An 11,961-nucleotide genomic window follows, 5' to 3' on the forward strand; every position below is an offset into this window, starting at 1 on the left:
TATTCCTTTACTTTAATTGAATTGTTTTTCTGCATTTTACCAGCATCCGAATAAATTTCACCTAAACCTAATATAAAAACAATATAATGCGGAAAAATAAACGTTAAATCTTAGAGGTTAAACATGAGTGTTCACCACACCAAAACCACCCGTGCGATTCGGCGCACAATAGGTTTTTTCGAAATTATCGGCTTGGTTATTATCGCAATCGCCACTATCTACGCGGGGTTTGCCGAAGTCAAACATATGGTCAATACCGCCACGGTTACCCTCGGAGACCTGCTATTGCTATTTCTTTATTTAGAGGTATTAGCAATGGTAGCGATCTACCTCGATTCCGGAAAATTGCCGATTCGCTTACCGCTTTATATCGCGATTATCGCGATGGCGCGTTACTTAATCCTTGATATGAAGGAGCTATCCGAGTGGGAAATGCTGGCGGTAGGCATCACGATTATTCTGATTTCTCTGGCTATTCTCGCCTTACGTTATGGCTCATTGCGTTTTCCGTCAGAAGATCGCCTAGGCCCACGCTGGAAAGCACCAGAACTATTGACACAAAGTAAGTCAAACTCAGACATAGACACAATTACAGAACAGCAAAACAAGGACAAAGGGACTGAAAAAAAATGAATGCACTTCATCAATCGAACCTAACCAGTTTAAAACTGCTCAATCGTGGCAAGGTGCGCGATATTTATGACCTTGACGAACAGCATCTGCTGATTGTTACCACCGACCGCATTTCAGCATTTGACGTCATCCTGCCTAATCCAATACCGGGCAAAGGACGCATCTTGAGTGAAACCGCACTGTTTTGGTTTAAAAAAACTGAAAACATCCTCCCCAACCATATTGCCAAAGACATTTCATTGGCCGACTACCTCACCCCCGACGAGCTCGCGCAGTTGGACGGACGTGGCATGGTGGTACGCAAACTAAAACCGCTACCGGTTGAGGCGATTGTTCGCGGTTATTTGGTCGGTTCTGGCTGGAAAGAATACCAGCAAAATCAAAGCGTCTGTGGCATAGCCCTTCCACCAGGTCTGGTTAATGCCCAACAACTGCCTGAACCGATTTTTACCCCGTCCAGTAAAGCTGAAGTCGGCGATCATGACATCAATATCAGCTTTGACGAAATGATAAAATTAATGAGCGAAGACAAGGCGAAAAAAGTCCGCGACTACAGCCTAGCACTCTACAAACAAGCCGCTGAGTTCGCCCTAGAGCGCGGTATTATTATTGCCGACACTAAATTTGAGTTTGGTGAAGACAAGCAGGGAAAAATCTACTTAATTGACGAAGCCCTCACACCTGACAGCTCACGTTTCTGGCCCGCCTCGAGTTATGCCGCCGGCAGCAACCCGCCGAGTTTCGACAAACAATATATTCGTGACTATCTCGAAACCCTCGACTGGAATAAAACCGCCCCCGGCCCTGAACTCCCCACTGAGGTGATTAACAAAACTCTGGAAAAATACCAAGAAGCCAAAGCACGTCTGACTGAAAACTAAGCATGATTAAACCCACTAAATTGACCACCGATCCCGGTGGTTTTTTCATTACCGGTACCGACACTGAAATAGGCAAAACCTACATCAGCTGTGCACTAGCTCGTGGATTCCGCCAGCAAGGACTAAGCGTTATTCCTCGTAAACCTATCGCTTCTGGTTGTATTTGGCAGCAAGGACAATTGGTTTCTGAAGACGCCCTAGCGCTGAAGGCAGCTGCGGCCTCACAAGAAGCCTTGTCAAAAATTTGCCCCTACCAATTTGAAGCGGCTATCTCGCCTGCGCGAGCCATCAAACAAGCGGGAAAAAATATTTTGATCAACGATCTAGTGCAAGCCTGTCAGACTGAATCAGCAGGCCTGGTTTTAGTTGAAGGCGCCGGCGGTTTTTACTCTCCGATAGCGCTTGATGGCTTAAATGCAGACTTGGCAGAACAGCTTGCTCTGCCGATTATTTTGGTGGTGGGAAACCGGCTGGGTTGCATTAACCATGCCCTGCTTACCATTGAGGCCGTCAAAGCTCGGCAACTTAAACTTCACAGCATTATTATCAATGATCTTAGTCCAGAAGCGGATCAAGACAATGCCAAGGACCTTCAAGCACTCTGTGACTACCCAGTCATCAGCTCACCTTATTCAACACAAACAGAATTAAACCTGTCACTGCCTCTTTGCTCAGTGCTTGCTACAAAATAAATAGCCAAAGCAAAAGTAAAACTCCAGCATAAATCGCCAACATCCATGCGTGACCTTTAAACCAAACCACGACTGTTCGCAAAATTTCTTCCGGACGATACTGAAAAAAAGCCAGCACCACCACTCCAACCGCAATCAGCAGCAAAACCAAAGGGACAAGCAGTAACAACTGATATAACGTCATGACATCGTCCTATCCAGCATGGCTAACAACCCCTGTAACCAGGCCTGGTCGCCTTGTTGTCGTCCTGCCAACAAAGCCGCCTGCTGGCAAAATTCTGCATTATTTGAGTTAATCAACTGCTCCAACTGTTGCCGTAATCGACACAAAGCGCGTGGATTTTCTTCAACAAATAGCAAAATTGCTTTTTCTTCACCTTCTTCTTCAACCGCCAGATAGGCGGCCAATAAGCTGTGCAACTCAGGCCAGGCATGTAAAAAATCAATATGCTCCTGCCAACCCATCTTAACCACCTTATTTATCAGGCTGAGGGAAGGCCGTTAAAACATAGAACCCATCCCCCCTTCTTACCAAAACCACTCTGACAACGGCTTGATCCGGCACATAAGCAGCTTCCACACGATCCTGCCACATCTGGCGCGTTAAATATCGGCCATGAGTCGGAACCCTTGCAAAAAATGCTTGGCGGGCTAAATCCCCACGCCACCAATCCGCAACCTCTTGCCTTCGGCTATTCAATACCGCATTAACAGATGCCTCCGCTACCTCATAACTACTAAAGGTTGAAACCGTATCAAGGCGCAGGTTACGATCTAAGCGCTCAGATAGATAGTTGTCGTCTTTAGCCACGTGTCTGGCAATAGTATGACCTCCAGCATCCTCATGTTGCTGTAGGTTAACTTGTATTGGCTGACGTACATCTCCCAAACCACTACCATCAGGTTTAGGTGCACAGGCCGTCAAACCAAATAACACCAAGAAACCCAACAAAAACATCATCCGATTTAACACATCTTTCACTCTTTCATCCTCAAAACACAAAAATCTTAAAAGGCTTGGCACGAGCCGTGCCTAAAACATTGTAACTCGTACAAAAACGCTTAGTTAATGTTGATCGTTACCGCCTGATAGATTTGCCATACGCCCATTAAAATAACGCTGATACCGGCAAAACGTTTAACCCAGGGGTTACGCGCCCAACGCGTAAAATAAAAAGCAAACACCCCCATTAGCAACAGATTAGGCAAGGTTCCCAACCCAAACGCCAACATCACCAATGCGCCCTGAGTCATAGAGGCGGCACTAAACGCCATAATTAATACACTATAAACCAATCCACAAGGCAACCAACCCCAAACCATGCCATACAACCAGGCTTGTGGCAGTGTCTTGACCGGTGTCAAGCTTCGTGTATAGGGTTGCAATCTTCTCCAAAGCCCGCCACCCAATTTCTCAATCGCAACAATCCCAGTCCACCAGCCCGCCAAATACAAACCCAGCGCAATCATAAACAAACCGGCAAAGATTTGTAACCCTTGCTGAAACGGCAAAAAAGGCACTAAACTGCTTAGAGACGCGGCCAGCAAACCAATCATCGCCCCCACCAAAACATAACTGGAAATCCGGCCAAAATTATAAGCCAATTGAAAAGGCAGCATGCGCCAAGGATGCAACTGATGCTGGGGTGATAAACTAAAAGTCAAGGTTCCGACGACACCGCCACACATACCAAGACAATGAACGCCACCCAATAAACCCACCACGAAAGCGGTTAAAAGCATCGACTCCAGCATTATTTAAACCCCTGGCGTTCAAGATTACGATAACCCAGAGCCTCAGCCAAATGTGCCTTAGTAATCGTAGATTCACGCCCCATATCTGCAAGCGTTCGTGCCAATCGTAGAATTTTATGATACGAACGTGCCGATAGCTCTAAACGGGTCATCGCCTGCTTCAAAAACAACTGATCTGATTGAGTTAACTCGACATACTGTTCAAGCTGCGCCAAGCTCAAGGCCGAATTCAAACAACCTTGACGGCTATATTGAATCTCACGAACAGCCTGAACCCGCTCGCGCACCAGATCAGAGCTTTCGGCATTCGGATCACAAGGCGCGGTGAGTTGGTCAACCTCCACGGCAGGCACCTGTAAATGAAGATCAATCCTATCCAGAATCGGCCCTGATATTTTACGACGATAACGGGCGATTTGATCCGGACTATCGGTACAACGTGGGTCATCGGAAAAGAAACCACTGGGAGTCGGATTAAAAGCAGCCACAAATAAAGTATCACAAGGATAAATCACCTGCTGTTTAACCCTTGAGATATTGACTTTCTTAGTTTCCAACGGTTCCCGTAGCGCTTCGATAACATCACGTTTAAACTCAGGAAACTCATCCATAAACAAGACATTGTGATGCGCAAGCGTCAAAGCACCGGGCTTAGGATTTTGGCCACCCCCAATCAGGGCAGCAGCAGACGATGAGTGGTGAGGCTCTTTGAGAAAGCGCTGATAAAACTGGCCGGCAATCAGAGGCTCACCCGCAATCGAACGCAAAGCGGCACTTTCAATCGCTTCCTGCTCATTCATCGGAGGTAAAAGAGTGACCAAACGCTGTGCCAACATACTTTTTCCAGCCCCTGGCGGCCCCACCATCAACAAAGAATGCTGACCACTGGCAGCAACTTCTAAAGCCCGCTTCGCCTGAGCTTGACCACGGACATCCGCTAGATCAACCGGATAATTCAACTGACCAATATCACGATCCGGTACAGCTTGTAACTTAGCTTGTTGCGTTAGGTAAGCACAAACTTCCAATAAATGCTTTGCACCCCAAATATCCGCATGGGTCAATAGCGAGGCTTCAACCAGGCCTGCTTGTGGAATAATCGCAACGGTCTTTTCTTTTTTAGCCTTAATTAAGGCAGGCAACAAGCCCGAAATATTCCTGAGCTCCCCATTTAATCCCAACTCACCGTAAAACTCATGACCGGCCAAGGCCTGTGCCGGTAACTGCTGGGTAGCGACCAAAACCGCTAAGGCAATCGCAAGATCAAATCGGCTCCCCGCCTTGGGAAGGTCTGCTGGCGCAAGGTTGATCGTAATACGCTTTGGCGGCAATTCAAAACCACTATTTAACAGCGCACTTCTTACACGATCTTTACTCTCTTTGACTGCGGCTTCAGGTAAACCCACAATCGATAAACTAGGCAAACCATTCGAGGCATGCACCTCAACCTGAACTAAAGGCGCATCCATCCCCACCAAAGCACGACTTTGAACTAAAGCAAAGCTCAAAACTAAACGTCCTTACCCGGCTTATCCCAATCGGCCAACCGCTGTTCAATGGCTTCGAGCTTAGCACGTGTTTTAGCCAGCACGGCTGTTTGCACATCAAACTCTTCACGGGTAACCAAGTCCATATCTTGCAAAGCACGTTGCAAGCCGGCCTTTAACTGGGCTTTAAAAGCTTCTGGAGCCTGCCCCATTTCATCCGGAATAATTTCCAAAACCTTACGGGTTAACCCTTCCAATTGCGCTGCATTAAACATGACCCTATCCTAAACCAGATTAAAGAATTTATAATTATACGGTCTCAAGCTTTCCAACTGGCAATAATTTTAGTCAACCGATTGCAGTAACCATGCTAGAATTTTTATATTCCCTTTTAGAGCATAGATTTAAATGAACATGCAGCCTGACACCTTTGAAAAAGCGCAAAAAATTTTTCAACACATCAGTGAAATTTTTGAAGAGAAGCAAATCAATCCCAGCCCAACCAATTATTTGGTTTGGTATAGCTACTTTAAAGGTGATAAACCTAAACTACGTCAAGAGTTAGACTTAATACTGCAAGACCCCTTTGGCTTCAGTGATCGAGCAGGAAGACGGCTTTACGCTGAGTACCTGGATGAAGATCAAGAGCAATCGGATCTTGACAAGCTTTTCAAGCGTTTGCTTGATGCGATGATGAAAAAACTGACAGCCTGGACTAACAAGCTAGAGACCAGCACGCATCAGCTAGATCAATACAGCCAAGAACTGTCTCACAATCAATTAAACCAAGAGGAACTCAAAAACCTCACCCATTCAATGATTACTACCACTGCACAAATGCGTGATCACAACCAAACTTTTCAAAAAGAACTCATGACGGCACTAACGGAAATTCAACGCCTGAAACGTCAGCTTTTGGAAGCGAGGGCGGAAAGCATGCAGGATGAACTCACTCAACTCGGTAACCGCAAGGCCTTTAACCTAGCTATTGAAGAATTAACCACACAAGAACCCGCCGCGTCACTATATTTAATCATGACTGACATTGATCACTTCAAAAGCTTCAATGACCGCTTTGGACACTTGGTTGGCGACAGTGTTTTACGTTACCTCGCCAATATCTTAAAAAAAGAACGTAAGATTAACCATACCAGCTGTCGATATGGCGGTGAAGAATTTGCAATCCTCATTCCCAACGCCACCACTGAACAAGCCAAAGACCATGCAGAAACACTGCGACAAGAACTGCAAAAAGTGCACCTAAAGCGCAAGGATACCGGTGAAATCCTACCGGATATTACCGCTTCATTTGGGATTGCTCAATACCGCCAATACGAATCGATTGATGAGTTTATTAAACGCGCTGACGATATGCTTTATCGCGCTAAACAACAAGGTCGCAATCGCGTTGTGACCGAGTTTGATCAAGACCCTGGCTAATCCAGTGGCAGGGTGCTTGCAGGTGCCTTGACCACGCGGGTGTCCGCTCCCAACCGCCTTAAGGCATTACGCTGCTGATTTAAAGCCAACCGATCGGTAAATGGCCCCAACATCATCCGATAAAAACGACCGTTTTGCGTTTCAATCGGCGATATTAACATTGCTCGCCCCTCAGCCGACAAGCGTTGCTGCTCCCTTTGCGCTTGAGCTAAATCACGAAAAGATCCCGCCTGAATCCACATGGGTTCCGGTAACTTAATCGGTAACGGCTCAACATCCACCACTACTTCCATCCGAGGTAACTCGGTATAAAAGCTGTAATTTACAGCAGAAATCGATTCCTCAATCTCAACTTCTCGAACCGCCGACTTGGAGGACGTAGGTTGAAGTGCTGTTGTTTCCATTTTTTCGACAGGCTTCTCTGTCATTGGAGGCTGATAAACCTCATTGACTTGAACGCTTTGACTTGTCCTCTGCTGAAATTGTTGAATAAAATGGCTGATAATCAGAAAGGCCGTCACCAAAGCCAGAAAAAACAAACCAATCTTACCGGTAAACGGCAACTTTCTGCGCTGATGGTTTTCTTGGTCTGCCTGCATTTGTTGCGAACGACGCTGAAACTCAAACTTGGGTGACGGACCATGTCGTAAATCACGTGCCATTACATATTCTCTGGCGCACTCACGCCAATAATCGCTAAGCCATTTTTAAGCACCTGTTGTACCGCACAAATCAGAGCTAAACGCGCATTACGTAAAGCATCATCTTCTACAATAAATTGTTGTGAGTTATAGTAACTGTGCAAGCCATGCGCCAAGTCTTTTAAATAGTACGCCACTTGATGAGGCTCACGCGCCAATGCCGCACGACTAATCAGTTCAGGGAACTGCGCCAACTTAGAAGCCAAATCCGTCTCATGCGACTCGGTTAAAAGATTTAAATTTGCCAAACCTTGAGCTAAATCCAATTGATAGCCTTTTGGCTCTAACTGATTCAAAACATTACAAATACGTGCATGCGCATATTGAATGTAATAAACTGGGTTTTCATTTGACTTAGATTTTGCCAAATCCAAATCAAAGTCCATATGCTGCTCAGACTTACGTGCAACATAAAAAAAGCGTGCTGCATCCGAACCTACTTCATCTCGTAGTTCACGCAGGGTTACAAACTGACCGCTTCGGGTAGACATCTGAGCTCGCTCACCACCACGGTATAAAATTGCAAACTGAACCAACTGTACCTCAAGGGCATCAGGGCTGGTATCCATTGCCTGCATCGCAGCCTTAACCCGAGGAATATAACCATGATGATCCGCGCCCCAAATATCAATCAGGGTTTCATAGCCACGTTCCAGCTTATTAAAATGATAAGCAATATCCGATGCAAAATAGGTTTTCAAACCATTTTCACGCACAACAACTCGGTCTTTTTCATCGCCATAATCAGTTGAACGGAACCAAAGCGCACCATTATTTTCATACACCTGACCGGACTGCTGCAGCTTTTCTAAAGCGGCATCCACCACGCCACTGTGCATTAAAGATCGTTCTGAGAACCAGTTATCAAACGTAACGCCAAACTCAGCAAGATCCTCTTCGATATCAGTCAAAATATCCTTCAAAACTAAACCAAAAACCAGCTCATAGTCCTGAGCACCTAACAAGGCTTTAGCCCGTGTAATCAGGTCATCGATATGCTGCTCTTTATCACCCTGCTCCTGCCCCTCATCAGCACAAACGCCAGCAAAAACTTCAAACGCAGGCTTACGCAATCTATCGCCATGCTGATCAAACAACTGACGCGAAACCGCATAGATATAATCCCCCTTATAGCCATTGCTAGGGAAATCAAAGTTTTCACCGCAAATTTCTAAATATCGCAACCAAACAGACGTTGCCAAAATATCCATTTGACGACCGGCATCATTGACATAATATTCACGCGTAACATCAAAACCGGCAAACGCTAACAAATTCGACAAACTGGCACCGTAAGCAGCCCCACGACCATGCCCTACATGCAAGGGCCCCGTCGGATTTGCCGAAACAAATTCAACCAACACCGATCGCCCCTGCCCCACCGCTGCCTGCCCAAAACGTTCCGCCTGTTCAAGCACGCTATTGACCACGCTGAACTTAGCTTGATCGGCTACAAAAAAATTGATAAACCCCGGCCCTGCCAATTCAACCTTGGTAATCACCGAATCCTGAGGCAGCAGTTCAATAATCTTTACCGCTAAGTCCCTTGGTGGCATCGCGGCCGCTTTCGACAACATCATCGCCAAATTAGTAGCAAAGTCGCCATGCGCCTTATCTTTAGTCGCATCCACTTGAACACGAACGCTCTGCTCATTAGGAATTACACCCTCGGCTTTTAGCTGGTCAATGACATCAATTAAAATTTGGTTTAGTTTGGTTTTCATCTGAATCTCATTATGGCTTCAATAAATTGGCGGCTATTTTAACCCGATTATTTAACAAATTTACAGCGATCTTACCGGTTCCTTAAAGTCACAATAAAATTCTCGAAACTCAAATCTAGGCAATAACTGCGAACGGTTAACTCGGCTTAAGTTAAAACCACCAGGCCTGGTGGTTTTGAATCTCTAAGTTGCTTAGGTCAACCAGGTTTAATGGATGACTTTTTAGCGGGTGTTTTCTTTTTGACCGGCTTTTTGGCGGCCGGCTTTTTAACCGCAGCACTCCCTCTTTTTTTCGGCGGAGGCGCATCAGCCAAACGCTGCTGACATTCTTCCAAACTCAGGGTCATGGGATCTTCGGTTTTTGCAATTTTGGCATTGACCTTGGTAACCGTATCGGTAATGTAGGGTCCCCAACGACCCTTTAGAATTTTCACATTGGTTCCGGCAAAACTTCTGACGATCTTATCTGCATCGGCTTGAATTTTCGCCTCTACCACCATTACCGCCTCATCCAGCGTAATACTTAGAGGATCATAGCCTTTAATCGGTGCAAACTGCTTTTCACCATACTCTAAATAAGGCCCAAAAGGACCTTGCTTAGCAATCAGAAGCTGTCCTTGTTTTACGCCAAATACCGAGCCGTCTGCAGCAGTAGCCACATAGTCTTCCGGCATTTCTCCTAGGGTTCGTGGTAGCTTAAACAACTCCAAGGCCTCTTCCAGCTTAATCGTATCCATCTTTTGGCCGGGACGTAAACTGGCAAAGGTCGGCTTTTCATCATTTTCGCCGTCTCCCAACTGAACAAACGGTCCAAAACGGCCAATTTTTACCAACAAAGGCTTACCTGTTTTCGGATCTTGTCCTAAAAGCCTTGCTTGGCCGGCTTCTTCTCGCGACAGGTTTTCTGCTTCTTCCACCTTAGGATGAAATTTTTGATAAAAATCGGTCAGCATTTGCTGCCAGGCCTGGTTGCCCTCGGCAATTTGATCAAACTCCTGCTCAACCTTAGCCGTAAACTGAAAATCCAAAACCTCGCCAAAATTCTTGACTAAAAAATCATTAACCACCCCAGCAATATCGGTAGGAAAGAGTTTATTCTTTTCACTACCCGCCATTTCAGTTAGGGTTTCTGCCGTTAACACGCCATCTTTTAGACTTAACTGGCGAATGTCACGCGGTGAACCTTCACGATCCTCTTTAATCACATAACCACGTTGCTGAATGGTATCAATCGTTGGCGCATAGGTAGAAGGACGTCCAATCCCCATCTCTTCGAGTGTACGCACCAAACTCGCTTCGTTATAACGTGCCGGTGGCCGACTAAAACTTTGCTTCGCCTGCATATCGACTAGGTTCAATGCCTGACCCAACTGCATAGCTGGCAATAGAACATCATCGTCTTTGCTACCATCAAGGTTGTAAACCTTTAAAAAGCCATCAAATGTCACTACCTCACCCTTTGCCTGCAGGGTTTCAGTCGGCAAATTACTAATGGCAATCGACACGTTTGTTCTAAGCAACTCCGCATCAGCCATTTGTGATGCCATAGTTCTACGCCAAATCAACTGATATAAACGCTGCTCGTTACGCTCACCTCCGACCTCTCGCACAGAAAAGTCGGTAGGTCGAATCGCCTCATGCGCCTCTTGCGCCTCAGCTTTTTTGGTTTTATAACGCCTAGAGTGACTATACTTGCTGCCAAAATCTTCGGTAATGACTTTTTTTGCCTGTGCAATCGCGGTTTCCGAGAGATTCACCGAGTCGGTACGCATATAGGTTATCTTACCCGACTCATAAAGCCGCTGTGCAATCACCATCGTTTGTTTGACTGAAAACCCAAGCTTTTGCGAAGCTTCCTGCTGAAGCGTGGAGGTCGTAAAAGGTGCTTTTGGAGAACGTTTAGCGGGTTTTTGCTCCAAATCGGCAACACTCAAACTCGCCTGCATTAACGATGTTAAATAGTCATGGGCTTGCTGTTCGGTTTCAAAGCCCGCTGAACGCTTAACACTAAAGGCTTCGCCAAAAACACCCTGCTCGCTAATCGGCTGTAAATGGCCTTGAATTTTAAAACTGGGTTGCGCATTAAACGCCTCAACCTCCCGTTCGCGTTCAACAATTAAACGCACTGCAACCGACTGAACACGTCCGGCTGACAGTCCAGTACGAATTTTCTTCCACAACACCGGCGACAACTCGAAACCCACCACACGGTCCAATATCCTTCGCGCCTGTTGTGCATCAACAAGATTTAAGTCAACGGTGCGTGGTTCAGCTACCGCTTGGGTGATCGCATTTTTTGTAATTTCATGAAAAACAATTCGTTTAGTGGTGTTCACGTCTAGTTTAAGCGCTTCAGCAAGGTGCCAGGCAATCGCTTCTCCTTCGCGATCCTCGTCCGTTGCCAGCCAAACCGCATCGGCCTCCTTAGCGAGCTTGCGCAACTCTGTAACCGTTTTCTTTTTGTCCGGCGAAATCTCATAGCTCGGCATAAAACCATTGGCGATATCAATCCCCATTCCCTTCTTGCTAAGATCACGAATATGACCAAAGCTCGAGCGCACGGTAAAGTCTTTACCCAAATATTGTTCAATCGTTTTTGCCTTGGCAGGCGACTCGACTATCACCAAGTTTTTCATAGACACCTTAAT

At 46.1% G+C, this 11,961-nt stretch carries 13 protein-coding genes; 4 read left to right on the plus strand and 9 right to left on the minus strand.

Translation table 11 applies throughout. From position 1 onward, the window contains the following. The first annotated feature begins 123 nt into the window (after positions 1 to 123). The 3 genes from JX580_RS10245 to bioD are packed head-to-tail and all read left to right on the plus strand — an operon-like array spanning position 124 to position 2,206. Positions 124 to 633, plus strand: a complete 510-nt coding sequence (locus JX580_RS10245; RefSeq protein WP_248850443.1) for a phosphate-starvation-inducible protein PsiE — start codon at positions 124 to 126, stop codon at positions 631 to 633. Continuing rightward, positions 630 to 1,514, plus strand: a complete 885-nt coding sequence (locus tag JX580_RS10250; protein ID WP_248850444.1) for a phosphoribosylaminoimidazolesuccinocarboxamide synthase — start codon at positions 630 to 632, stop codon at positions 1,512 to 1,514. Before JX580_RS10245 ends, JX580_RS10250 begins: the two co-directional genes overlap by 4 nt. A gap of 2 nt (positions 1,515 to 1,516) precedes the next feature. Next, positions 1,517 to 2,206 (plus strand): dethiobiotin synthase, encoded by a 690-nt coding sequence (bioD, locus tag JX580_RS10255; RefSeq protein WP_248850445.1) that lies wholly within the window; start codon positions 1,517 to 1,519, stop codon positions 2,204 to 2,206. On the opposite strand, the gene JX580_RS10260 is transcribed toward bioD, so the two are convergent. The 6 genes from JX580_RS10260 to JX580_RS10285 form a co-directional block, all read right to left on the minus strand. Next, complete coding sequence (locus tag JX580_RS10260; RefSeq protein ID WP_248850446.1) at positions 2,196 to 2,390, minus strand: hypothetical protein; 195 nt, start codon at positions 2,388 to 2,390, stop codon at positions 2,196 to 2,198. The two genes, bioD and JX580_RS10260, sit on opposite strands and share 11 nt — an antisense overlap. Beyond that, positions 2,387 to 2,671 (minus strand): hypothetical protein, encoded by a 285-nt coding sequence (locus JX580_RS10265; RefSeq protein WP_248850447.1) that lies wholly within the window; start codon positions 2,669 to 2,671, stop codon positions 2,387 to 2,389. The genes JX580_RS10260 and JX580_RS10265 overlap by 4 nt, the downstream gene beginning before the upstream one ends. A gap of 10 nt (positions 2,672 to 2,681) precedes the next feature. Next, positions 2,682 to 3,188: an RNase A-like domain-containing protein gene (locus tag JX580_RS10270; protein WP_248850448.1), complete on the minus strand. Its 507-nt coding sequence runs from the start codon at positions 3,186 to 3,188 to the stop codon at positions 2,682 to 2,684. Between the two features lie 80 nt (positions 3,189 to 3,268). Continuing rightward, complete coding sequence (locus JX580_RS10275) at positions 3,269 to 3,961, minus strand: sulfite exporter TauE/SafE family protein (protein ID WP_248850449.1); 693 nt, start codon at positions 3,959 to 3,961, stop codon at positions 3,269 to 3,271. After that, complete coding sequence (locus tag JX580_RS10280) at positions 3,961 to 5,469, minus strand: YifB family Mg chelatase-like AAA ATPase (protein WP_283103590.1); 1,509 nt, start codon at positions 5,467 to 5,469, stop codon at positions 3,961 to 3,963. Before JX580_RS10280 ends, JX580_RS10275 begins: the two co-directional genes overlap by 1 nt. Positions 5,470 to 5,471: 2 nt before the next feature. Beyond that, entirely contained in the window at positions 5,472 to 5,723 is a 252-nt protein-coding gene (locus JX580_RS10285; RefSeq protein WP_248850450.1) for an accessory factor UbiK family protein, read from the minus strand. 133 nt (positions 5,724 to 5,856) lie between these two features. On the opposite strand from JX580_RS10285, the gene JX580_RS10290 reads away from it, so the two are divergent. After that, a complete protein-coding gene (locus JX580_RS10290) occupies positions 5,857 to 6,888 on the plus strand; it encodes a GGDEF domain-containing protein (protein WP_248850451.1) in 1,032 nt (343 codons plus the stop codon). On the opposite strand, the gene JX580_RS10295 is transcribed toward JX580_RS10290, so the two are convergent. The 3 genes from JX580_RS10295 to topA all read right to left on the minus strand — a co-directional run bounded on the left by JX580_RS10295 (position 6,885) and on the right by topA (position 11,949). Further along, complete coding sequence (locus JX580_RS10295) at positions 6,885 to 7,550, minus strand: SPOR domain-containing protein (protein WP_248850452.1); 666 nt, start codon at positions 7,548 to 7,550, stop codon at positions 6,885 to 6,887. The two genes, JX580_RS10290 and JX580_RS10295, sit on opposite strands and share 4 nt — an antisense overlap. Beyond that, entirely contained in the window at positions 7,550 to 9,313 is a 1,764-nt protein-coding gene (gene argS, locus JX580_RS10300; RefSeq protein ID WP_248850453.1) for an arginine--tRNA ligase, read from the minus strand. Before argS ends, JX580_RS10295 begins: the two co-directional genes overlap by 1 nt. A 197-nt stretch (positions 9,314 to 9,510) precedes the next feature. After that, on the minus strand, positions 9,511 to 11,949 hold the full coding sequence (gene topA / locus JX580_RS10305) for a type I DNA topoisomerase (RefSeq protein WP_248850454.1): 2,439 nt from the start codon (positions 11,947 to 11,949) through the stop codon (positions 9,511 to 9,513). Positions 11,950 to 11,961: the final 12 nt, after the last annotated feature.

The organism is Thiomicrospira microaerophila, assembly GCF_023278225.1.
In the GTDB taxonomy this organism is placed as follows: domain Bacteria; phylum Pseudomonadota; class Gammaproteobacteria; order Thiomicrospirales; family Thiomicrospiraceae; genus Thiomicrospira; species Thiomicrospira microaerophila_A.

Coding starts and splice junctions, on each gene's coding strand:
- JX580_RS10250 (WP_248850444.1), top strand. CDS start 630: ATGAATGCACTTCATCAATCGAACCTAACCAGTTTAAAACTGCTCAAT.
- argS (WP_248850453.1), bottom strand. CDS start 9,313: ATGAAAACCAAACTAAACCAAATTTTAATTGATGTCATTGACCAGCTA.
- JX580_RS10260 (WP_248850446.1), bottom strand. CDS start 2,390: ATGACGTTATATCAGTTGTTACTGCTTGTCCCTTTGGTTTTGCTGCTG.
- JX580_RS10285 (WP_248850450.1), bottom strand. CDS start 5,723: ATGTTTAATGCAGCGCAATTGGAAGGGTTAACCCGTAAGGTTTTGGAA.
- JX580_RS10245 (WP_248850443.1), top strand. CDS start 124: ATGAGTGTTCACCACACCAAAACCACCCGTGCGATTCGGCGCACAATA.
- bioD (WP_248850445.1), top strand. CDS start 1,517: ATGATTAAACCCACTAAATTGACCACCGATCCCGGTGGTTTTTTCATT.
- JX580_RS10265 (WP_248850447.1), bottom strand. CDS start 2,671: ATGGGTTGGCAGGAGCATATTGATTTTTTACATGCCTGGCCTGAGTTG.
- JX580_RS10295 (WP_248850452.1), bottom strand. CDS start 7,550: ATGGCACGTGATTTACGACATGGTCCGTCACCCAAGTTTGAGTTTCAG.
- topA (WP_248850454.1), bottom strand. CDS start 11,949: ATGAAAAACTTGGTGATAGTCGAGTCGCCTGCCAAGGCAAAAACGATT.
- JX580_RS10275 (WP_248850449.1), bottom strand. CDS start 3,961: ATGCTGGAGTCGATGCTTTTAACCGCTTTCGTGGTGGGTTTATTGGGT.
- JX580_RS10290 (WP_248850451.1), top strand. CDS start 5,857: ATGAACATGCAGCCTGACACCTTTGAAAAAGCGCAAAAAATTTTTCAA.